At 74.5% G+C, this 21,021-nt stretch carries 24 protein-coding genes; 6 read left to right on the top strand and 18 right to left on the bottom strand.

The features are described 5' to 3' along the window. Both AC1DT4_RS00120 and AC1DT4_RS00115 read right to left on the bottom strand, forming a co-directional pair. Window positions 1-381: a YciI family protein gene (locus tag AC1DT4_RS00120; protein ID WP_477087730.1), complete on the bottom strand. Its 381-nt coding sequence runs from the start codon at window positions 379-381 to the stop codon at window positions 1-3. A gap of 93 nt (window positions 382-474) precedes the next feature. Continuing rightward, window positions 475-1,029 carry a nucleotidyltransferase family protein gene (locus tag AC1DT4_RS00115; RefSeq protein ID WP_477087729.1) on the bottom strand — a complete coding sequence of 185 codons (555 nt, stop codon included), beginning with the start codon at window positions 1,027-1,029 and terminating at the stop codon, window positions 475-477. Between the two features lie 88 nt (window positions 1,030-1,117). On the opposite strand from AC1DT4_RS00115, the gene AC1DT4_RS00110 reads away from it, so the two are divergent. Both AC1DT4_RS00110 and uraH read left to right on the top strand, forming a co-directional pair. Next, on the top strand, window positions 1,118-1,585 hold the full coding sequence (locus AC1DT4_RS00110; protein WP_477087728.1) for a 2-oxo-4-hydroxy-4-carboxy-5-ureidoimidazoline decarboxylase: 468 nt from the start codon (window positions 1,118-1,120) through the stop codon (window positions 1,583-1,585). Then, window positions 1,582-1,914: a hydroxyisourate hydrolase gene (uraH, locus tag AC1DT4_RS00105; RefSeq protein WP_477087727.1), complete on the top strand. Its 333-nt coding sequence runs from the start codon at window positions 1,582-1,584 to the stop codon at window positions 1,912-1,914. Before AC1DT4_RS00110 ends, uraH begins: the two co-directional genes overlap by 4 nt. A 3-nt stretch (window positions 1,915-1,917) precedes the next feature. Here the strand turns inward: uraH and AC1DT4_RS00100 are convergent, their stop codons facing one another. Together AC1DT4_RS00100 and pucL are read right to left on the bottom strand one after the other, a co-directional pair. Next, the gene (locus AC1DT4_RS00100; RefSeq protein WP_477087726.1) at window positions 1,918-2,391 is read right to left on the bottom strand and encodes a nucleoside deaminase; all 474 of its coding nucleotides are present in this window, start codon (window positions 2,389-2,391) and stop codon (window positions 1,918-1,920) included. A gap of 31 nt (window positions 2,392-2,422) precedes the next feature. Further along, window positions 2,423-3,319 (bottom strand): factor-independent urate hydroxylase, encoded by an 897-nt coding sequence (gene pucL / locus AC1DT4_RS00095; RefSeq protein WP_477087725.1) that lies wholly within the window; start codon window positions 3,317-3,319, stop codon window positions 2,423-2,425. A 123-nt stretch (window positions 3,320-3,442) separates the two neighbouring features. Between pucL and AC1DT4_RS00090 the strand changes: the two genes are divergently transcribed. After that, a complete protein-coding gene (locus tag AC1DT4_RS00090; protein WP_477087724.1) occupies window positions 3,443-4,444 on the top strand; it encodes an XdhC family protein in 1,002 nt (333 codons plus the stop codon). A 93-nt stretch (window positions 4,445-4,537) separates the two neighbouring features. On the opposite strand, the gene AC1DT4_RS00085 is transcribed toward AC1DT4_RS00090, so the two are convergent. After that, complete coding sequence (locus AC1DT4_RS00085) at window positions 4,538-7,252, bottom strand: molybdopterin-dependent oxidoreductase (RefSeq protein ID WP_477087723.1); 2,715 nt, start codon at window positions 7,250-7,252, stop codon at window positions 4,538-4,540. Beyond that, the gene (locus AC1DT4_RS00080; protein ID WP_477087722.1) at window positions 7,249-8,046 is read right to left on the bottom strand and encodes an FAD binding domain-containing protein; all 798 of its coding nucleotides are present in this window, start codon (window positions 8,044-8,046) and stop codon (window positions 7,249-7,251) included. Before AC1DT4_RS00080 ends, AC1DT4_RS00085 begins: the two co-directional genes overlap by 4 nt. Window positions 8,047-8,117: 71 nt before the next feature. Between AC1DT4_RS00080 and AC1DT4_RS00075 the strand changes: the two genes are divergently transcribed. Then, window positions 8,118-8,519 carry a VOC family protein gene (locus AC1DT4_RS00075; RefSeq protein WP_477087721.1) on the top strand — a complete coding sequence of 134 codons (402 nt, stop codon included), beginning with the start codon at window positions 8,118-8,120 and terminating at the stop codon, window positions 8,517-8,519. A gap of 1 nt (window position 8,520) precedes the next feature. On the opposite strand, the gene AC1DT4_RS00070 is transcribed toward AC1DT4_RS00075, so the two are convergent. The 6 genes from AC1DT4_RS00070 to AC1DT4_RS00045 form a co-directional block, all read right to left on the bottom strand. Further along, window positions 8,521-9,351 (bottom strand): class II glutamine amidotransferase, encoded by an 831-nt coding sequence (locus tag AC1DT4_RS00070; protein ID WP_477087720.1) that lies wholly within the window; start codon window positions 9,349-9,351, stop codon window positions 8,521-8,523. A gap of 87 nt (window positions 9,352-9,438) precedes the next feature. Beyond that, window positions 9,439-9,981, bottom strand: a complete 543-nt coding sequence (locus AC1DT4_RS00065) for a hypothetical protein (RefSeq protein WP_477087719.1) — start codon at window positions 9,979-9,981, stop codon at window positions 9,439-9,441. Window positions 9,982-9,991: 10 nt separating this feature from the next. Next, entirely contained in the window at window positions 9,992-10,264 is a 273-nt protein-coding gene (locus tag AC1DT4_RS00060) for a DUF4242 domain-containing protein (RefSeq protein ID WP_477087718.1), read from the bottom strand. A gap of 70 nt (window positions 10,265-10,334) precedes the next feature. Beyond that, window positions 10,335-12,878, bottom strand: coding sequence for an ATP-binding protein (locus AC1DT4_RS00055; protein WP_477087717.1), 2,544 nt, complete (start codon window positions 12,876-12,878; stop codon window positions 10,335-10,337). 31 nt (window positions 12,879-12,909) lie between these two features. Next, window positions 12,910-13,563 (bottom strand): hypothetical protein, encoded by a 654-nt coding sequence (locus tag AC1DT4_RS00050; protein WP_477087716.1) that lies wholly within the window; start codon window positions 13,561-13,563, stop codon window positions 12,910-12,912. Window positions 13,564-13,566: 3 nt separating this feature from the next. Next, entirely contained in the window at window positions 13,567-14,058 is a 492-nt protein-coding gene (locus AC1DT4_RS00045; RefSeq protein ID WP_477087715.1) for a MarR family winged helix-turn-helix transcriptional regulator, read from the bottom strand. A gap of 84 nt (window positions 14,059-14,142) precedes the next feature. On the opposite strand from AC1DT4_RS00045, the gene AC1DT4_RS00040 reads away from it, so the two are divergent. Then, on the top strand, window positions 14,143-14,754 hold the full coding sequence (locus AC1DT4_RS00040; RefSeq protein WP_477087714.1) for an NADPH-dependent F420 reductase: 612 nt from the start codon (window positions 14,143-14,145) through the stop codon (window positions 14,752-14,754). Beyond that, the gene (locus AC1DT4_RS00035) at window positions 14,751-15,602 is read left to right on the top strand and encodes a VOC family protein (RefSeq protein ID WP_477087713.1); all 852 of its coding nucleotides are present in this window, start codon (window positions 14,751-14,753) and stop codon (window positions 15,600-15,602) included. Before AC1DT4_RS00040 ends, AC1DT4_RS00035 begins: the two co-directional genes overlap by 4 nt. A gap of 2 nt (window positions 15,603-15,604) precedes the next feature. Here AC1DT4_RS00035 and AC1DT4_RS00030 read toward each other — a convergent pair whose 3' ends face one another. From AC1DT4_RS00030 to AC1DT4_RS00005, 6 genes are all read right to left on the bottom strand, one after another. Then, window positions 15,605-16,489, bottom strand: a complete 885-nt coding sequence (locus AC1DT4_RS00030; RefSeq protein WP_477087712.1) for a hypothetical protein — start codon at window positions 16,487-16,489, stop codon at window positions 15,605-15,607. A gap of 64 nt (window positions 16,490-16,553) precedes the next feature. Continuing rightward, window positions 16,554-17,804 (bottom strand): RNA polymerase sigma factor, encoded by a 1,251-nt coding sequence (locus tag AC1DT4_RS00025; RefSeq protein ID WP_477087711.1) that lies wholly within the window; start codon window positions 17,802-17,804, stop codon window positions 16,554-16,556. After that, window positions 17,794-18,150, bottom strand: coding sequence for a YciI family protein (locus AC1DT4_RS00020; RefSeq protein WP_477087710.1), 357 nt, complete (start codon window positions 18,148-18,150; stop codon window positions 17,794-17,796). Before AC1DT4_RS00020 ends, AC1DT4_RS00025 begins: the two co-directional genes overlap by 11 nt. Before the next feature lie 13 nt (window positions 18,151-18,163). Continuing rightward, window positions 18,164-18,826: a DUF998 domain-containing protein gene (locus AC1DT4_RS00015; RefSeq protein ID WP_477087709.1), complete on the bottom strand. Its 663-nt coding sequence runs from the start codon at window positions 18,824-18,826 to the stop codon at window positions 18,164-18,166. A 99-nt stretch (window positions 18,827-18,925) separates the two neighbouring features. Continuing rightward, on the bottom strand, window positions 18,926-19,378 hold the full coding sequence (locus AC1DT4_RS00010) for a hypothetical protein (RefSeq protein ID WP_477087708.1): 453 nt from the start codon (window positions 19,376-19,378) through the stop codon (window positions 18,926-18,928). A 17-nt stretch (window positions 19,379-19,395) separates the two neighbouring features. Beyond that, on the bottom strand, window positions 19,396-21,021 hold a 1,626-nt coding region (locus tag AC1DT4_RS00005), incomplete at its 5' end, for a helix-turn-helix transcriptional regulator (protein WP_477087707.1).

Below are 21,021 nucleotides of genomic sequence, written 5' to 3'. Positions count from 1 at the left end.
TCACTCCCACACGAATGCCGGACGGAGCTCGACGTGGCTGCCCGGGCCGGCGAACTGCGCCGCGACCTGCTCGGCGCGCTCCCGCGTGGCCACGTTGATGAGGAAGAACCCGGCCAGCTGCTCCTGCGTCTCGGCGAACGGCCCCTCGCTCGCCAGCGACCCGCCGCTGCGCCACTGGTAGACGGTCGACTCCCGGGGGTCGGCCAGCGCCTCGCCCATGACGAGCTCGCCCGACGTCGACAGCTCGGTCAGCAGGGTGTCGAACTCCTTGTCCATCGCCTCGAGCTGCCCGGGCGGGAGCGCGCGCCCCTCGTCCGTCAGCTGCGAGGTCGGGTGGCCCCACGGCTTGGGGTTCGAGTGGATGAGGATGACGTACTTCATGGTCGGTCTCCTTCGTCGTCGTGTGCGTTCGTCCCCATGACGCGGAGGGCGCCGGCTTCTCGACACGCCCCGGTGAGCAGTTTTGCAGCGCGTTCAGGTGTCGTGGTCACGCCCGTGGTGCAGGTCGCCGCACTCCACCTCGGTGACGCCGTGCCCGATGAGGTACGGGCGGGCACCCCGGTCGCCGCTCAGCGCCTCCGCCAGCGACTCCCAGTGGCTCCGGGCGACCAGGACCGGGTGGCCCGGGCGGCCGTCGTAGACCGCCTGGCGCAGGTCGCCGTCCGCGGCCAGCACGCGCTCGACGACGCTCAGGGGCGTTCCGGGCAGGTCGACGAGCGTGATCAGGACCGCCTCACCGGTGGCGTGCGCGAGCCCGGTGCGCAGCGACTCGCCGATGCCGTCCGCCCAGCGCTCCGCGAGGACCGCGACGACCCGGGGGTCGCCCGGCAGGAGGGTGCGGGCCTCGTCGGCACCCGCGCCCAGGACCACGACGACGCGTGCGCACCCGGCCGCCAGGAACAGGTCCACGGCCTCGGCGAGCCACGGGCCGGCCGGGCCGACCGCCAGCGCCTTGGGCTCCCCGCGGCGCCGACCCGCGCCGGCCGCGAGCACGATGCCGGTCAGGTCGAGGGCGTTGGGTGAGGTCACGCCTGTACGGTGCCACCGCGGGCGTGTGCGGTCGCGCGCGGCTCGCTGGTCCGCAGCTGTCCGGCTTCCCGACGACGAAGGTGGCGCGATGATCGTGGACGACGCCGAGACCCGGTCCCGCCTGGCCACCGCGCTGCACGTGGCGCGCTGGGTCGACGAGGTGGCCGCCGGCTGCCCCTACCCGTCGGTCGACTCCCTCGTCGGGGTCGGGGACCTCGCCGCGCGCACGCTGACGTCCGCGGAGGTCGACGAGGCGCTGTCCGCACACCCGCGGATCGGGGAGAAGGCCGCCGGGCTGAGCCGGTCGGAGCAGGCGGCGTCGGCGACGGACGACCCGGAGCTCGTGGCCGCGATGGCCGCCGGCAACCGCGCCTACGAGGACCGGTTCGGGCGCATCTTCCTCATCCGCGCCGCCGGCCGGAGCCGGCCGGAGATCCTCGCCGAGCTGCGCCGCCGGCTCGCTCTCGACGACGCCGCCGAGTCCGCCGAGGTGGCCGACCAGCTCCGCCAGATCGCGCTCCTTCGCCTCCGCACCCTGTTCGAGGAGTCCCCATGAGCCAGCTGACCACGCACGTCCTCGACACGGCCCTCGGCCGGCCCGCGGTCGGGGTGCCCGTGACGCTCGCCGCGCTGGTCGACGGGTCGTGGCGCCCGCTGGCCTCCGGCGTCACCGACGCCGACGGCCGGGCCCGCTCGCTCGGGCCGGACGCGGTGCCGCCCGGCCGGTACCGGTTCACGTTCGACACCGAGGCGTACTTCGCCGCGACCGCGCAGGCCGCGTTCCACCCCGAGGTGGTCGTCGTGTTCGACGTCGCCGACGACAGTCACTACCACGTGCCGCTGCTGCTCAGCCCGTTCGCGTACTCGACGTACCGGGGGAGCTAGCCGTCAGTACTCGATCCTCGTCGCGCGGGCCAGCCAGGCGTCCATCGGCGCCGACGCGGCGGCGACGCGGTGGCCGGTGACGGGCATCGGCCAGCTGTCGCGCTCGGTCTCGAAGAGGTCGTAGAAGGCGCTGTCGTCGAAGCCCGCGCGCGCGGCGTCGTGGCGGTCGGCGGCGTACACGACGCGGTCGACCCGCGACCACAGGCAGGCCGCCAGGCACAGCGGGCAGGGCTCGCAGGAGCTGTAGACCGTCGCGCCCGCGAGGGAGAAGTTCTCGATCGTCCGGCACGCCGCGCGGATCGCCTGGACCTCGGCGTGCGCGGTGGGGTCGTTGTCGCGGGTGACCCGGTTCTGGCCGACGCCGATCACGACGCCCGCCCGGACGACCACGGCGCCGAACGGCCCGCCGCCGTCGGCCACGTTCGCGGTCGCCAGGGCGACCGCCTGCGACAGCCAGCTCTCGTCGTCGGGCGTCATCGGGTACCTCCGGTGCGGGTGGTCGACGGACTCACGGGGCCCCCACGGAGCGGGTCCAGGCGTGCTCGGCGGGTTCGGCGCCGTCGCGCAGGATCGCCGCCTCGATCAGGCCGTACGGGCGGTCCGCCGCGAAGAAGACCTCGCCCGGGTTCTCCAGGCCGAACGGGCCCAGGTCGGCGAGGACGTGGTGCTTGTTGGGCGCAGCGAACCGGACCTCGACCACCTCGGGGACCGCGTCGAGCACGGCGACCCCCATCTGCCAGAGCGTCTGCTGGAGGGCGAGCGAGTGCACCGTCGCGAAGGCGGAGAGCAGCACGGTGCGCACCGAGGCGTAGGTCGCGTCGTAGTCGACGTCGGCGCCCGCGGTGTACCGCCACTGGGCCTCGAGCGACGTCGCGAGGACCCGGTCGGTGGTCTCCGCGAGGGTCGTGTACTCGTCCTTGAGGAAGCCGTGGAACTCCGAGCCCGTCGACTTCAGCACCGTGAGGTCCCGCAGGCCCGCGATGACCGTGGTGCCGGACTCGTCGGCGGTCACGGACGCCGTCCGCACCTCCTGGCCGCTGCGGACCCACGTGTGGTCGTGGGGCGCGCTGTCCGCCTCGACCCGCACCCAGGCGTACTCCTGCACGTCCACGCGCGCGGCCGAGACGGGGGTGACGTCGTCGACGAAGTGCCGCGCCAGCAGCGTCGCGAACTGCTCGGGCGAGTCGATCCCGTGCTTCTTGGCGAAGGCGAACGCCGTGTTCTTCTGCGTGTCCGTGGGCAGCACGGCCGACTGGTCGCCGTCGAGGTACGCGGCCGCGAAGTCGCCGCGCAGCGCGGTCGAGACGTTGAGGTCGCGAATCTGGTGCCGCGGGGTGTCGCGCACGATCCGGACGACGCGCGTCTCGGCCTTGCCGTACTGGTGGGCGTGCAGTCGGGCCGTCATCTCCGCAGTGTGCCCCGACCGTGTGACGCGCACATTTCCTTTCGCCCGGCTCTTTCGGCGCCGTTGACCTCGGATGTCACCATGTCTGTCTGAGCCCGTCGCGACGCGTCCGGAGGTGGTCGAGTGCTCGAGATCGCGGACCGCGTGCTGGCCCGGCTCACGGGGGGACACCGGGTGGCCGTCGCCACGGTCGTGTCGATGACCGGCAGCGGGCCCACCGTCGTCGGCACCTCGATGGCCGTCGACGACACCGGCGCGGCGATCGGGAGCGTCGCCGGCGGGTGCGTCGAGGGCGCCCTCTACGAGCTGTGCTCGTCGGTGCTGCGCGGCGCCGCCCCGGGCGTGCAGGAGTACGGCGTCACGGACGAGGACGCCTTCGCCGTCGGCCTGACCTGCGGCGGCGTGCTGCGCGTGCACGMTCGCGAGCTCGGCCCGGCCGACGTGCCCCCACTCTCCGCCGCCGCGCGGGGCGCCGACGCCGTCGTGGTGACGCCGCTCGACGGGCCGCTGCCCGACCGGCTGCCGCCGCTCCCGGACCGCTCGGGCCTCCTGCGGGTCACGGGTCCCGACGGAGGCGTCGAGGTGTTCGTCGAGGTGGCGTCGGCGCCGGCGCGGATGCTGGTCTACGGGGCGCTCGAGTTCTCCTCCGCGCTCGCCGCCGCGGCGCGCGCCGTCGGATACCGGGTCACCGTGTGCGACGCCCGCGCGGTGCTGGCGACCCCTCGTCGGCACCCGGGGGCGGACGAGGTCGTCGTCGACTGGCCCGTCCGCCACCTCGGCCTGCAGGTGCTCGGTGCGCGCGACGTCGTGTGCGTCATGGCCCACGACGACCGGTTCGACGCCGAACTCGTGCTCGCCGCCCTGCGGTCCGGCGCCGGGTACGTCGGCGCCATGGGCTCGCGCCGCACGCAGGACCGCCGGACCGCGTCGCTGATCGAGCGCGGGGCCACCGGCGACGAGCTCGCGCGCCTGCACGCGCCCATCGGCCTCGACGTCGGCGCGTCGACCCCGGCCGAGACCGCCGTGTCCGTCCTCGCGGAGGTGCTCGCGTCCCGCACGGCCGCCACCGGCCTCCCGCTGCGAGACATCGCGGGCCCGATCCACCGCCCCGCCACCACCCCCTGACGCACCCGCAACGTCCGAGCACATGAGGGCTATAGCCCGCACAAGCTCGGACGTCCCGCTGGTGGTGGGTTCCGCTGGTGGGGGGCGGAGCGCTCAGGGGTGGGTCAGGCGCCAGAGGCGGTCGGCGGACATCGGGAGCTCGTGGGGGCGGACGCCCAGGGCGTCGTGGATCGCGTTGGCCAGCGCGGGGGCGACCGGGTTGTACGGCGCCTCGCTCATGGACTTGGCCCCCAGCGGCCCGAGGTCGTCGGTGGTCTGCGCGAAGAGCACCTCGGTGCGGGGCAGGTCGATCATCTGCGGCACGTGGTAGCTGCGGAACGAGGCGGTGGTCACGCGGCCCTCGTCGTCGAGCCGCAGCTCCTCGTACAGGGCGCTGCCGACGGCCTGGCCGGTGCCGCCCTCGACCTGCCCGCGCAGCTGCTCGGGGTGCAGGACGGTGCCGGCGTCGACGGCCTGGATCGACCGCAGGACGGTGACCTCGCCGGTCGCGGGGTCGACGGCCACGCGGAAGGCGTGCACGTTGAAGGCCACCGAGCGCGGGGAGCCGTCGTGCGTCCCCTGTCCCGTGAGCCCGGGTGCGGCGGCGGCGATCGCGGTCAGCGGCACGCGGCCCGCGGCGTCGGGCGAGAGCGAGACGCCGTCCCAGGTCCGCGGCTCGTCGCTCGGGTGCTCCTGCAGCGCCGCCGCCGCGGCGAGGATCTTGCCGCGCAGCTGGAGCGCGGCCCGGTGCAGCGCGAGGCCGGCGACGACGACGCCGGCCGACCCGAACGCCCCCGTGTCGTAGCCCGTCACGTCGGTGTCGGACTGCCGGATCACGACTCGGTCGACCGTGGTGCCGAGCGCCTGCGCGACCAGCTGGCCGTGCACCGTGGTGGTCCCGTTGCCGAACTCGGTGGTGCCGACGCTCGCCTCGTACCGGCCGTCGTCCAGCAGGCGCACCGAGGCCTCGGCGTAGTGCCCACGGGGGGCGATCGTCGCGATCATCGCGACGGCCATCCCCTCGCCCACGGCCGCCCCCGGAGGGACCGGGACGGCGTCGAGCGACCGGTCCGCCAACGCGGCCTGCGCGAGGTCGAGGCACTGGTCCATGCCGTAGGAGTGCATGCCGAGGTCACTCACCTCGTCCGGGTCGGTGACCAGCAGGCGGTCGCCGGGGACGACGACGTTGCGCCGCCGCAGGTCGAACGCGTCGATGCCGACGGACCGTGCGAGGTCGTCCATGGCCGACTCGATCGCGAAGATGATCTGCCCCAGCCCGTACCCGCGGAACGCGCCCGACGGCAGCGTGTGCGTGTAGACCGACTCGGCGTCGACGCGCTTGTTCGGGCAGCGGTACACCGCCATCGACTCGCTGACGCCGTGGAATATCACGCCGGGACCGTGGTTGCCGTACGCGCCGGTGTTGTTGAGCACGTCGATCCGCATGGCCGTGAGCACGCCATCGGCGTCTGCGCCCAGCTCGACCTCGACCCGGACCGGGTGCCGGCTGGGCACGATCGTGAACTCGTCGGCCCGGGTCATCTCGTACTGGACTGCGCGGCCCGTGCGCAGGACGGCGAGCGCGACGACGTCCTCCGTGAGCAGCTCCTGCTTGCCGCCGAACCCGCCACCGACGCGGCCCGTGAGCACCCGCACCGTCGCGGGGTCGCGCCCGAAGATGTGCGCGATCTCGTCGCGGACCAGGTACGGCACCTGCGTGCTCGTGCGGAGCACGAGGCGACCGGCCTCGTCGAGCCAGCCGCGGGTCGCGTGCGTCTCGAGGGCCGCGTGCGCCACCCGGCCCGTGCGGTACGTGCCGCTGACGCGGTGGGCCGACGACGACAGCCCGGCGCCCACGTCGCCCATCTCCGCGTGCAGCTGCGCGACGACGTTGCGGCCGGGCTCCGAGATGCGCGCCTCGGGCCCCTTGTCGCCGTGGACCAGCGGGGCACCGGGTCGTCGGGCCTCCGCGGGGTCGACGACGGCCGGCAGCACCTCGTACTCGACGCGGAGCAGCGACCGCGCCCGCTCGGCCTCGCGCAGCGACTCGGCGACCACGACCGCGACCCGCTGGCCGCGGAACCGCAGCATGGGGTCGAGCACCCGGGTGTCGTCGGGGTCGTCCAGGCGCGACTCGTGGCGGGCGGTCGAGAAGAGGGTCGCGGGGGCGTCCTCGTGCGTGAGGACCGCGAGGACGCCCGGCGCGGCGAGGGCGTCGGACGCGTCGATCGAGACGATCCGGGCGTGCGCGTGCGGGCTGCCCAGCACGGCGAGGTGCGCGAGGTCGGTGGCCGGCACGTCGAGCGTGAACGGCTCGCGGCCGGTGACGATCCGGCGCGCCGCGGGGGACCGCACCGACCGGCCCGCGTCCTGGCCGGCGACCGCGTCGACGGTGTTGCGCCGGCGCGCCACGGCGTCGCGGATCGACCGGTAGCCCGTGCAGCGGCAGAGGTTGCCCTTGAGCAGCCGGGCCGTCTCGTCGTCGTCGCCGTCGTCCAGGGCGAGGCCTGCCACGGTGGTGACCAGACCCGCCGTGCAGAACCCGCACTGGAACGCAGCGGCGTCGACGAACGCCTGCTGGACGGGGTGCGGCTCCTCCTCCGAGCCGAGCCCGGACACGGTGGTGACGGCCCGACCGGCGGCGCGGTACGCAGGAACCAGGCACGAGTGCGTGGGTCGGCCGTCGAGCAGGACCGTGCAGGCGCCGCAGTCGCCCGAGTCGCAGCCCTTCTTGACCTCGACGTGCCCCTGCTCCCGGAGGAGGGACCGCAGCACCTGGCCAGGCGCCGGATCGGCCTCGACGGGCGCACCGTTGACCTCGAACCTCATGCGAGCTCCTCCCGCACCTGCTCGGCCAGCCGGAGCGTCATGGCACGCCGCCAGTCCGGCGGGCCGTGCGGGTCGTCGTACCAGTCGTCGACCTGCTCGATCGCGGCGTGCAGCTCGTCGGCCCCCGGCACGCCCGCGAAGGCGAGCCGGTGCGGGTGCGTGACGCCCGCGGTGAGCGTGACGACGAGCCCGTCGGCGGACCGGCGGCCGACGACGATCGCGCCGGAGCGCCCGTGCCGCGTGAGGGCGATGCGGCGGAAGGCGGCGGGCTCCGCGAGGACCGCCGCGTCGATCTCGAGCGAGCGCAGCACCTCGCCGGGCCCGAGCGCCGTCGTCCGCACGCCGGCGACCAGGTCGGACACGGCCACGCGCCGGTCGCCGCCGTCGGGCGTCCACACCACGGCCGTCGCGTCGAGGGCGACCGCGAGGGACGTGAGGGCACCCGCGGGCAGCGCCAGGCAGATGTTGCCGCCGACGGTCGCCCAGTCCCAGATCTTCTCCGAGGCCACGAGCGACCGTGCGCACCGCTCGACCAGGTGCTGCGAGGCCCAGCCGGGCACGGGCGGGAGGTCGACCAGCGCCCTGACCGTGCACGTCGCCGCCAGGGTCAGCGCGTCGGTCCCGACCTCGATGTCCGGCCAGCCCAGCGTGGTGAGGTCGACCAGCTCGGTGAGGTCCGGCTGCGGCTCGGAGAACAGCCACGTGCCCCCGGCCAACGGCGCGCTACCAGGGCCGAGCGCGAGCTCGGTCCGGTCGTGTGCCGCGCGTACGCGGTCCAACGAGGTCAGGTCCATGGTCTGCCGAGTGAACCGTATCCACGTGACGAGCATGTGACGAGGAGCGACGTGAGTCCTACCGTCGGACCATGACGACCCGCCACGTGCGCCAACCGACGCTGGACTGCGCCGAGCCCCGCGAGCTCGCCGAGTTCTACCGCCGGCTGCTCGGCTGGGACTACGCGCCGGGCCACGAGGGCGTCGACCCCGACGGCGACGACTTCCTCCTGCTGATCGACCCCGACCGGCCCGTGCGGCTGGCCTTCCAGCGCTCCGACGCGGTGGTGGCGCCGTGGCGGGTCGGCGCGCGCGTGCACGTCGACCTCGACGTCGAGGACCTCGACGTCGCGCACGAGGATGCCGTCCGGCTCGGCGCGCGGCCGCTCACGGGCACGCCCGCCGAGGAGGGTCACGCCGACGACCCGTTCCGCGTGTACGCCGACCCGTCGGGACACCCCTTCTGCCTGTGCCTCCCGGACCCGGACGCCTGAGTCACGCCGCGGGGGCGAACGGCACGAGCGTCTCGGTCCCGTCCTCCACCACCAGGCAGGTGCTCTCGGGCACCTCGTGCCAGGCGCCCTTGAGATCGCCGAGCGGCTCGGACACGACGATCCGCGTGGTGTCGGCGAGGCCGTGCAGGAGCGGGTTCTCGGGGTACTGCTCGCGCAGCACGGCGACGTCGGCGTTGCGGAACAGCGAGCGGGACTGGCCCTCGGTCGAGTAGCGGAACGCCCAGAGCCGTGTCCCGTCGGTGGTCGCGACCGTCATCTGGACCGGGAACGCGACGTCGTGCCGGCCGGCGACCTCCTCGACGAAGCCCACGGCCCGGGCGACGGCGCTCGGCGGGTCCTCCTCCAGGCCGAACGTGAGGGCCAGGTAGAACAGCAGCTCGGAGTCGGTCGACCCCTCGATGAGGGGGAACAGCGCGGGGTCGACCGCCAGCGCCATGTCGCGCTTGTAGCCGGAGAACCCGGCGAGCAGCCCGTTGTGCATCCACAGCCACCGGCCGTGGCGGAACGGGTGGCAGTTCGTCTGCTGCACCGCGGACCCGCTCGTCGCGCGGATGTGCGCCAGGACCAGGCCGGAGCGGACGTGGGCGGACAGCTCCTGCAGGTTGCGGTCGCTCCACGCCGGCTCGATGCTGCGGAACACCCCGGGCGTGGGGGAGTGCTCGTCGTACCAGCCGAGGCCGAACCCGTCCCCGTTGGTCGCCTCGGCCCCCAGCCTGCTGTGCAGGCTCTGCACGATCAACGAGTTGGTCGGCTTGTAGAGCAGGTCCTCGATGAGGACGGGCGATCCGGTGTACGCGAGCCAGCGACACATGTCGGCCTCCTTGCCGTGCGGCATCTGCCCCCAGCACACCAGGTGCGCGCCCGGATGTCTGCACCCGGGCCCGCACCGGACGCGCCGTCAGTAGGACTCGGTCGACCGGGCGCAGCTGACCCGCGGGTTCCAGTCGTCGAACAGGCCGAGGGAGTTCGGCTCGAACAGCCAGGCGTGCAGCTCGTAGAACGCCGGCAGCCCGTACCGGTTGCCCGCCGGCGTCAGCTCGAACGTCTGCCCGAAGAGCCGCGGGGGAGCCGTGTGCGCGGCGTCCCAGTCGGACTGCAGGACCACGTACTCGGCAGCCACCAGGCGCAGCCGCCCGTGGCGGACCGGCTCGTAGACGAGCGCCTCGGGCGTCGTCGCGCGCACGGCGCCGTCGCCGACGAGCTCGCCGTCGACGAAGTGCACGCCCATGCCGCCCACGCCGGGGTTGTCGATGCACTCGACGCCCGCGGCGTCGCTGAGCAGTCCGTAGCCGGCGTTCTTCGCCCGATCGAGGCTCTGGTAGGGCGCGATCGCGTGCCGGGCGCGCGCGAGGTCGGTCGGGTGGTGGTCGGGCGCGGGGCCCCCGACGCCGCAGAAGCACATGCCGACGGTCGCCAGGGTGGACATCAGGGTGGTGAGCATGACGGGCTCCTCAGACGTAGAAGTAGGGGTCGAGCACGCGGACCTGCGTGATCCGGTCGACGGGCAGGTGGTTGCGCAGCGCGGCCGCGCGGATGGCCTCGGGATCCGGGGCGTCGTAGACGCAGAAGGACGTGGACCGGTCGTCGCTGACGTACGACTGGACCCAGGTGACGGCCTCGTCGGTGTTCGTGTCGACGATCGCCAGGCACCTCGTGGCGCCCTCGGCGTCGGTGGGGATGTGCAGGCCGGCGGGGTAGGTCCGCTCGACCAGGTATCTCGGCATGCCCCGACGCTAGGAAGCGCGCCCAACCGCCCACATCGGCGTGGCGACCCATGTTGCGGTCGTGCGGTGCCTAGGTCACCAGGCCGAGCCGGCGCGCCTCGGCGGCCGCCTGCGCGCGCGTGCCGGCGTCGAGCTTGCGCAGGATCGCCGCGACGTGGTGGTCGACGGTCCGGCGGGAGACGAACAGCCGCTGGGCGATCTCGGCGTTCTGCAGGCCCGCCGCGACCAGGGTCACCACCTCGACCTCGCGCGCCGTGAGGTGCGCCGCGTTGGTCCGCGTCGTCGCGCGCGGACCCCGCGGCACGCCGAGGGCGCCGAGGGTGCGCAGCTGCTGCGCCACGATCGACGCCGCCGGCCGGGCGCCGAGGTCCTGCAGGGCGACGACGGCCCGCCGCAGCGCGTCCTCCTCGTCGGTGTCGGCCAGCGCGAGGGCCGTCTCGTACGGGCAGCCGCGTCGCGCCCAGAGGTCGGCGTCGGACTCCCGCGGTGCGGGCTCGGCGCGGCGGCGCCACGTCCGCAGCTCGTCCACGACCGACCCGGCCCCGCGGTCGAGCGCGAGCGGAAGGGCGGCGTCGACGGCCTCGACCACGTCGGTGGGGCGGCCGCCGAGCCAGGCCGACTCCGCGCGCGCCAGCGCGACCTGGCCGAGCCTGCCGAGCTCGCCGGTCGGCTCCGCCAGCGCCCACGCCTCGTCGAGCAGCTCCTGGTGGCCCGGGTCGCCGCGCCGGGCGCGGACCAGGGCGAGGACGACCAGCGCGATGATCCGGGGCGTGGTCGACGTCCGTCGGATCGCGAGGACCTCCTGTGCGGTCGTCGCGGCCGCCGCCCAGCGGCCCTCGTCGAGCGCCAGCCGCGCGGCGTAGGCGAGCAGGTAGAGCCGGTCCAGCTCGACCCCGTGGTCGCTGCAGTAGGCGGTGCCCTCCTCGAGCGCCCCGTGGGCGAGCGCGTGCTGGCGCGTCTCGACGGCTCCGCCGCCCAGCAGCACGTAGGTCCGGCCGATGAGCACGGGGACGTCGGTCCGGCGCGCCGCGTCGAGGCTCGCCGTCAGCGTCGCACCGCCGTCGTCGGCCAGCGCGACGCGGCTGAGCGTGCCGTCCGCGTGAACCGCGACCGGGGTGTCGTCCAGCGACCGCGCGAGCTCCAGGGCCTGACGCGCCCGGTCCGCGGTGTCCGGACGGGCATCACCCAGCCAGACGGAGGCCAGGTTGGCGTACGCCATCGCGAGCTCGTGCCCGGGCGGTGCGGTCTCGAGCAGCCGGACGGCCTCCGCGGCGGCCTCCTGCGACTCCGCGGTCCGCCCGGGGCACCACAGGAACTCCGACAGCCGCCGCAGCACGTCGCCGCGCTCCACCGGCCCGTCGCTGGTGACGAGCGCGTCCTGCAGTGCCGCGATCCCGTCGTCGTAGTCGTCGGTGACGTAGCAGGACTCGGCCTGTCGCACGAGGATCCGGGTCCGCTGCGCGGCCGACAGGGCCGCGCCGTGCCGCAGGGCCCGCGCGTACTGGGCCGCGGCCTCGCGGTGCGCGCCGAGCCCCGCCGCCTGCTCCGCCGCGGCGACGGCCCAGCGGAGCACCGCCTCGTCGTCGCCCGCGGCCTCGGCGTGGTGCGCGAGGGCGGCGAGGTCGGGCGGCCGGGCCTCCAGCGTCGCGAGAGCCCGCCGGTGCAGCTGCACCCGGCGGTGGGGCGCGATGGCCTCGTCGACCGCGAGCCGGGCGAGCTCGTGCCGGAATCCGGCGCCCGTGGGGTGGGCGACGAGCATGCCGGACGCGAGGGCCTCGTCGAGCGCGTCGACCGGTCCGTCGGTCATCGCCTCGAGCAGCGGGACGTCGGCCTGCGGCGGGACGAGAGCCACCGCGTCGAGGAGCTCGCGCGCGGCCGGGCCGAGGCGCGACGCCCGCGCCAGCACCGCCTCGCGCACGGTGTCGGGGATGCGGTCGGTGCCCGCGGCGAGCGTCTCGACCACGAAGAACGGGTTGCCGGCGGTGGCGCGGAAGAGGTCGTCGGCGTCGACGCCGGCCGGCTCCGCCAGCCTCCCGACGGCCTCCCGCGAGAGCGGTGCGAGCGTGAGCCGGCGCACCGACCGGTGGGTCGCCAGCTCGCCCACGAGCGTGCGCAGGGCGTGGTCCCGGTGCAGCTCGTCGTCGCGATAGGTGAGCACGACGAGCGCGGGGACGGTCTCGACCCTGCGGGCGAGCAGGCGGACGACGTCCAGCGTCGCCTCGTCGGCCCAGTGCAGGTCCTCGAGGACCAGGACGCTCGCCGGGTGCGTGCGCAGCTCACCGGCCAGCGCGCGGACCACGTCGTGCGGCGCCGGGCGCCCCGCGACGACCTCGTGCAGCGCGCCGCCCGCGGACTCGGCGACGTCGAGCAGCGGGCCCAGCGGGCGCGGGGAGAACAGCGGGTCGCACGCGCCGGACAGGACGGGGACGCCGGCGCGGGCGACCAGCGCGCGGACGAGCGTCGTCTTGCCCGCGCCTGCCTCGCCCCGCACGACGACCACCACGCCGACGGACGTGCGCCGGACCTGCTCCAGGGCCTCGGTCAGGACCGCCAGCTCGCGGTCGCGCTCGAGCACGGTGGCGTGGACGTCGTCGGCCGTCGTGGTGCGCTCCACGACGACCATGCTCCACCCGGGGCCGGTCGCGTCACCAGGGCGGCGCCGGAAGCCTCTCGTCGAACGACCCGTCGCGCCCGCAGCCGCCGACGTACGCCTCCGGCATGTGGGGGTAGACGTCGGTCCAGTAGGTGCGCGCGAGCTCCGCGGCCTCGCTCGGCGACGCCCCGAGCGCGAGGGCCATCGCCGCGTCGCGCTGCACCGCGGCGCACTCGGCGCGCGCCTCCTCGGTGATGCCGACCATGTGCATGGTCTCGTGCGTGAGCACGTGCACGGCGATGACCTGGTCGCGCGTCGGGTGGGCCTTCGTCGAGTCCAGCCACGCCCGCAGGTGCACGCACGGCTCTAGCTTGATCAGCGTCGACTTCTCCGGCACCCCGCCCGGCGCCCACGAGACGAACCCGAGGTCGGGGCCGAGGTCGAGGAACGCCTGCCCGAGACCCTGGCAGTGCACCTGGACGGGCATGCCCGCGACCTGCGACGCGGCCCGCTCGAGCCTGCCCTCGACGCGGACCTGCACGGCGAGCGGGATCGCGCAGCACAGGGCGAGGACGAGCGTCAGGCCGACGCTGACCTTCGGGAACGGAGCGATCCGCCCGAGCGAGTCGACCCGGCGCAGCACCCAGCGCACGGCCAGCAGCGCCGCGAGGGCGAGGAAGCCGGTCAGCAGGAGGGCGAGGAGCACACCTCAGTCATCGGTCGTCGAGGGCTCCACCATGACGTGCGCGGGGTCGAGGACCTCGAGGATGCGGCCCATGATCCGGTCGAGGTCGGCGACGTCGCCCGCCGTCAGCGGGTCGATCACCGTCTCCAGGACCCTGGCGGCGTGACCGGGCGCGGCGCCCACGACGGCCTCCCACCCCGCCGGCGTGAGGATCGCGTTCGTGGCCCGGCGGTCGGCGGCGCAGGCCTCGCGACGGACCAGACCGCGCTTCTCGAGCCGGGAGACGACGTGCGACAGCCGCGCGAGGGTGGCGTTCGTGTGGGCGGCGAGCGCGGTCATCCGCAGCGTCCGGTCGGGTGCCTCGGAGAGCATGGCGAGCGTGAAGTACTCGAAGTGGCTCAGGCCGGAGTCGCGCTGGAGCTGGGTCTCGAGGGTGCCGGGCAGCAGCTCGACGACCGCGATGAGCTTCTTCCAGGCGCGCAGCTGCTCACGGTCCAGCCATCGCGCGTCGCTCATGAGCCCGATCCTAGCAAATACTTGACGCTACAAGTATTAGAGGTACAGTTGTTGAAGCGACAACCAATCACTCAGGAGGACGCTGTGAGCACTGTGACGATCATCGGGGCCGGGAACATGGGGTCGGCCATCGCGTGGCGGGTCATCGCGGGCGGCAACGACGCGCAGGTGCTCACCCGAGAGCCGCTCAAGGTCGCCATCCCCGGCGCGAAGCACGGCGCGGTCGGCGACGCGATCGCCGGCGACATCGTCGTCCTCGCGCTGCCCTACAGCGCGTACGACGAAGTCCTCGGCCGGTACGAGGGTCAGCTGGACGGCAAGGTGCTCGTGGACCTGTCGAACCCGGTCGACCTCGAGACGTTCGACGGGCTCGTCGTCCCCGCCGGCAGCTCGGCCGCCGCCGTGGTCGCCGAGGCGATCCCCGGGGCCTCGGTGCTCAAGGCGTTCAACACCACGTTCGGTGCGACCCTGCGCAGCGGCGAGGTCGGCGGGGAGAAGACGGCCGTCCTGATCGCGGGTGACGACGCCGACGCCAAGGCGGCGCTCACCGACATCGTCGAGGCGGGCGGCCTTCGGGCGGTCGACGCCGGCTCGCTCAAGCGCGCCCACGAGCTCGAGGCGCTCGGCTTCCTCCAGATCACGCTGGCCGCGGCCGAGAAGACGTCGTGGACCGGCGGGTTCGGGCTGACGGCATGACCGAGATCCTCGACGCCCGGACCGACGTCGGCGCCGTCACCCTCAAGGTGGGCGACCTCGACGGCATGACCGACTACTACTCGCGCGGTGTCGGCCTCGCCGTGCTGAGCCAGGAGGGCGGCCGCGTCAGCCTCGGGCGGCAGGGTGTGCCCTCCGTCGTGCTCGAGCACACGCCGCTGCTCAAGCACGCGCCGTCGTCGGCGGCCGGCCTCTTCCACACCGCCATCCTGTTCGACCAGCAGGCCGACCTGGCCTCGTCCGTCTTCTCGGTCGCGCGGCACTTCCCGTCCTCGTTCACCGGCAGCTCCGACCACCTGGTGTCCAAGGCGCTCTACTTCGACGACCCCGAGGGCAACGGCGTCGAGCTGTACTGGGACCGGCCGCGCGAGCAGTGGGGCTGGGAGAACGGCCGCGTCGCGATGGCCACCGAGTACCTCGACCCGAACGGCTTCCTGCGCGAGAACCTCGCGGACCCGGACGCGCTCGACGGCGCCGCGGCCGTGGGCCACGTGCACCTCAAGGTGGGCGACATCACCACGGCCCACCAGTTCTACGTCGACACGGTCGGCTTCGAGGTGACCGCCGAGTACGGCACCCAGGCGTTGTTCGTCTCGGCCGGCGGGTACCACCACCACCTGGCCATGAACACCTGGCAGAGCCGCGGCGCGCAGGGCCGGTGGCCGGCGCTCGGGCTGGGCGAGGTCACCATCGAGCTGCCGAGCCACGACGAGCGCGGCGCTCTCGGCGCCCGCCTGGCGAGCCGCGGGATCGCGGTCCGCGACGACGGCCGGGTGCTCGCGTTCGAGGACCCGTGGAACAACGAGATCCGGGTCGTCGTGGCGGACTGAGCTCAGGGGACGGGCGGGGCGGTCTCGACCGCCTCCTCGTTCCAGTTCTCCGCGGTCTGCAGGATCCAGAAGACGACGAAGAGCACGAGCAGGACCGCCTCCACCACCAGGATCGTCGCGAACCAGAGCGTGAAGCCGGACAGCGCCGCGACGGCGTACAGGGCGCCGGCGACCACGATGGTCAGCACCATGAGCAGGCTGATCACCTTGTAGGCGCCGGCGTACCCGTGCGGCGTCATGCCCCGGACGTTCCCGCGCTCCGGAGCGCGACGGCCGTTGATCCACGCGACGCCCGCGATGAGCACGAAGAACGTGATCGCCGACGCGTAGTGCGCGCCGGTCAGGAACGTGTTGCGCGAGACGACGAACCAGAGCCCGAACGCCAACCAGACGCCGGTCGCCACCAGCAGGGCGATCGTCATCGCGCGCCCCCGCGGCCGCGCGCTCCACCACGCGAACACCAGCCCGACCCCGCCGACCACCAGGAGCGCGCTGACGTTGTTCTCGACGCCCGGCACCAGCGCGGGCGGCAGGCAGGTGGCGACGCCCTCCTCGCAGCCCCGCTTGAGCGGCGTCGGGACGAAGGCCACCAGCGGGATCACCATGCCGGCGAGGTCGAGGAGCGCGTCCTCCCAGCCGGGCCGGCCCTTGATCGCGATCATCGCGGGCCCGATGGCGACCAGCGAGCCGATGAACACGGCCTTCACAGCCGTGTAGTAGTACGCGCTGATCGAGCCGAGGCGCGGGCTCTCGCCCCAGATCATCTCGATCGCCAGTGACGTGGCCAGCAGCAGCGCCATCCCGACGACGGAGACGCGTAGGTAGCGGTACGTCTTGCGGGTGGTCAGGTCCAGGGCCACGGTGCCCCCTGGCTCGACGTCTGCCATCGTCGGCCCCCTCTGCGGCGCTGTTCGCACCGTAGACCCGCGGGCTGTTTCGGGACAAACACCGCTACGCCGACTCGGCCCGCTTCCGCAGGAGCGCCCGCTCGCCCGCGTTGCGGGTCAGCTCGGCCGCGGCGAGGAACGCCGCCCGGGACTCCGCGGCGCGTCCGAGCTGGCCGAGCAGCTGCCCGCGCGCGGCCTCGCGGGGCGCGTACCCGTCGAGCCCGTCGATGACGTCGAGGAGGGCGAGCCCGTCGGCGGGCGACCCGGCCATGCCCAGCGCGACGGCCCGGTTGAGGGAGACGACCGGCGACGGGGAGACCGCGGACAGCTGCGCGTACAGGCCCGCGATCAGGGCCCAGTCCGTGTCTTCGGCGGTCGCGGCGGTCGCGTGGCACAGCGCGACCGCCGCCTGCAGCGCGTAGGCGCCGCGCGCTCCGCCGAGCGCGTGCGCCCGCTCGAGGGCTGCGGTGCCGCGGCGGACCAGCAGCCGGTCCCACCGGCCCCGGTCCTGCTCGAGCAGCGGCACCGGCGCGCCGTCGGCCGAGACCCGCGCCGCGAGCCGCGACGCCTGGAGCTCGAGGAGCGCGTCGAGCGCCTGCACCGAGGCCTCGTCGGGCAGGAGCGCGCACAGCACGCGGGCGAGCCGCACGGCCTCGTGGCACAGCTCGGGCCGCGCCCAGTCGTCGCCGGAGGTCGCGACATAGCCCTCGTTGAACACCAGGTAGACCACCTCGAGCACCGACGCGAGGCGGTCGGGCATGTCCGCGGCGGCGGGCAGGTCGAACCCGACGCCCTCGCGGGCGAGCGTCCGCTTGGCCCGGGAGATCCGCTGCGCAGCCGTCGCCTCGCTGATCAGCAGGCCGCGGGCGACCTCGTCGGTGCGCAGGCCGCCGAGCAGGCGGAGCGTGAGGGCCACGCGCGACTCGGTGGTCAGCGCCGGGTGGCACGTGGTGAAGACCAGGCGGAGCAGGTCGTCGCCGATGTGGTCGTCCAGGATCGCCTCCACGTCCGTGGCCTCCTCCTGCTCGATCGACCGCCCGACCTCGGCGAGCTTGCGGGCATAGGTCCCGCGCCGGCGCACGAGGTCCAGCGCCTTGTGCTTCGCGGTCGTCACCAACCAGCCCGCGGGGTTGGCGGGGACGCCGTCGGCCGGCCACTGCTCGAGGGCCGCGACGAACGCGTCCTGGGCGATCTCCTCACCGAGGCCGACGTCGCCGACCACGCGGGACGCGACGGCGACGACCGCCGGGGACTCCATCCGCCAGACGGTCTCGGCGGCGTGGCGCGCCGCCGAGACCCGGTCCTCAGGGCTCATAGACCCGCAGCACGTCGGCCTCGCCCGCCCAGCCGTCCCAGTGCTCCTGGTGCAGGCGGACGAACCGGCTGGCCCACTCGACGGCCTCGTCGCGCGAGCGCACGTCGTACAGCGCGTAGCTGATGAGCTCCTTGGCCTCCGCGAAGGGGCCGTCGGTGACGGTCAGGCTCCCGTCGACGAGTGCCACGCGGGCGCCGTCGGCGACGCTGGGCATGAGGCCGGCGTTGTCGAGGAGGGCACCGGACGCGGTGGCCTCGGCGCCGAGCGCCATGATGGCCTCGAAGAGCGCAGGCGGCGGGGGAGTGCTGGGCTGGGCGGTGACTCGCAGGGTGGTGAAGTAGCGCATCGTCCCGTTCCTCTCAGGCGGTGTGACGGTAGGTGTCGACGGCGAACGCGCTGACCCAGGTCCAGGTGAGCACGATCGCTGCGGTGAACGCCAGCACCCCGACGGTCCCGGGTACCGACGAGATGACGGCGAAACCGCTGAGCAGTGCGACCGCGGCGGCGGCCGACAGCACTGCACCGAGCGGGCGACGCTGCGCGGCGAACCGCCGGGCGACGACGATCATGGCGACCGCCAGAGCCACGAACCCGATCCCGGAGCACAACAGGTGCAGCATCGCGTGCCAGCTGGGCACGTCGGGGGCGGACGAGCCGACGGGGAAGCCGTCCGCGGGGTCGGCCCGGAACACGCCGGCGAGCACCAGCCCGGCGCCGAACACGCTCACGAGCCGGGGCACCCACCGGGCGCCGGGCCCGGAGACCAGCGCGCGCCGCAGGCCGACCGCGAACGCGACGACCATGAGCCCCGTGAGCACGAGGTTGGCAACCTGGACCCAGCCGAGCGACCCGTTGGCCAGCGTGGACCATGCGTCCTGGCTGAGGTCGAACCCCTCGCGGGTGACGGCCTGCGCGAGCGAGACCACGACGTAGAACGGGCCGGCGACGACGCCCCAGCCGATGAGGGACCTGGTGACGCGGACGGCCGGCTCGACGGCGCAGTCCTGAGCGATGGTGGACATGGTGACTCCTCGGTGTCGGTGGCCGGTCGGACCCGGCCGAACACCCCCTCCTCGAACGGGCCCGTCGGTTCTCGACAGGGCGCCGCCGACGACTTTCGCTCAGCCCCGGTAGGCCACCGTCGGCGCGGGCTTCACGCGGCGCCGCCACGGCATCTCCAGCAGGACGGCCCACGGACGGGTCTGCTCGTCCTCGAGAACGCTGCCGTCCGCCAGCTGGACCGTGTACCGCTTGTACCCGAGGGCGACGCCGAGGGTCGTCCGGGCGGCGACCACCGCGTCGACGACGTCCTCGATGAGGCTGACCGAGGCGAGGTCGCGCGTCAGCTCGCGTCCGTCGGCACCGCCCACGAACAGGTAGATGTCCTCGGAGCTGTGGATCCACCCGACGCTCCACGCGCCCAGCCGCGTCGGCGAGACCGTGACGCCGTCGACGGGTCCATCGCTCGTCGACGTGACCTCCGCGACCCCCGCGAGCTCACGCTGCAACCGCGCCACCAGCGCCCTCAACCTCCTGGTCACGTCGTCGTCGGGGAGGGGTGCGAGGTCGGTCACGCGCACATCGTGCCGGATCAACCGGGGATCGCCGCGGCCAGCTCGCCGCGCGAGCGCACCCCGAGCTTCAGGTACACGTTGCGCAGGTGGTACTCGATCGTCTTCGGGCTGAGGAACAGGGCCGCGGCCGCCTCCCGCGTGGTCCGGCCGCCGGCGAGCATGCGCGCGACCTGCAGCTCCTGGGGCGTGAGGTGGTCGAGGCCCGTGGCGCTGCGGCGCTGCGCCGTCTCGCCGGTGGCGCGGAGCTCGGCGGCGGCCTGGTCGGCCCACGGGACGGCGCCCAGCCGCTCGAACGCCCCGAGGGCGGCGCGCAGGTGCGGGCGGGCGTCGACGCGGCGCTTCAGCCGGCGCAACCGGGAGCCGTACGCCAGCTCGCTGCGAGCCGTCTCGAAGTCGTCAGGGGTGTGCCCGTGGTAGGCCAGCGCGACCGAGAAGCACACGTCGACGTCGGCGTCCGGGCAGGTCAGGCCAGCGGCACGGGCGGCCCGGGCCAGCGACCACGGCTGGCCCTTGAGCTCCGCGCGCTCGGTCAGCGACGCGGTCAGCACCCGCGCCTCGTCGTCGCGGCCGAGGTGGACCAGCGCCTCGATCATCTCGGCGGCCGGGGACAGGTCGACGTCGACCAGGCCGAGCTCGTCGAGCAGCCGGTCCAGCGCGACGTACCGGTCGAGCGCGGCCTCCGCGTGCCCGAGGCCCAGCTCGAGCTCGGCCAGCGCCGTCATCGCCCACGCCTGGAAGAACCCCAGGTGGTGGGCCCGCGTGATGTCGAGCGCCTCCGCCGCGTGCGACCGGCACGCGTCGACGTCGCCGCGGCGCGCCTCGAGCCACGCCAGGCCCGCCAGGCACGCGGCGACGTCCGTCGACTGGCCGGCCTCGCGCGCGAGCTGGACCGCCTCCGTGTAGCCGGCGACGGCGTCGTCCCAGCGGTCGGTGGTCGCCTGGTCGCGGGCGACGTAGAACAGCAGGATCGGCAGGCCGCCGATGTCGCTGCGGCGGCGAGTGTGGGCGACGACCGTCGGGATCACGTCGCGGCCGACGGCGCTCTCACGCAGGTACAGGGGGCCGACGACGAGCCACGGCGCGAGCTGGGGGTCGGCGAGGAACTGCTCCGCCTGCGCGATGCCGGTCCGGATGAGGTCGGGGCCGCCCTTCCCGGTCAGGACGCCGGCGATCGCGGTGGCCATGATGCCCACCCAGCGCGCCCGGGTGGTTCGCGGTTTGAGCTCCCCGATGCGTCCGGCGGCGGCCGCGGCCGCGGCGATGTCGCCCGCGAACTGGCTGGCCAGGATGCCCTCGGCGAGCAGCAGGATCGCGGCGTCCGGGTCGTCGTCGGCCGCCGCGAGGCCCGCCGTGACCAGCACGTCGCGGGCGCGCTCGATCGATCCGGTGCGCATCGCCACCGCGCCGTCCAGGGCCGCCGCGCGCATGCGCAGGCCCGGGGTCTGGGGCAGGGCGGAGGCGCGGGCGAGCAGGTCGACGGCGGCGTCCGGCAGCCCTGCGCGCCAGGCGCTCTCCGCCGCCGAGACCAGCCGGTGCACCCGGTCGCCCGGGTCCGGGGTGAGCCGGGCGGCGCGCTCGAACCCGGCCGCGGCGACGGCGTGCGCACCGCGCGCGCGGGCGCGGGTCGCGGCGTCGTCGAGCAC

It is taken from the genome of Cellulomonas sp. P4_D11 (assembly GCF_056401915.1).
Note: the sequence above shows the minus strand (reverse complement) of the source record. Positions and strands in the feature narration are given on the sequence as shown.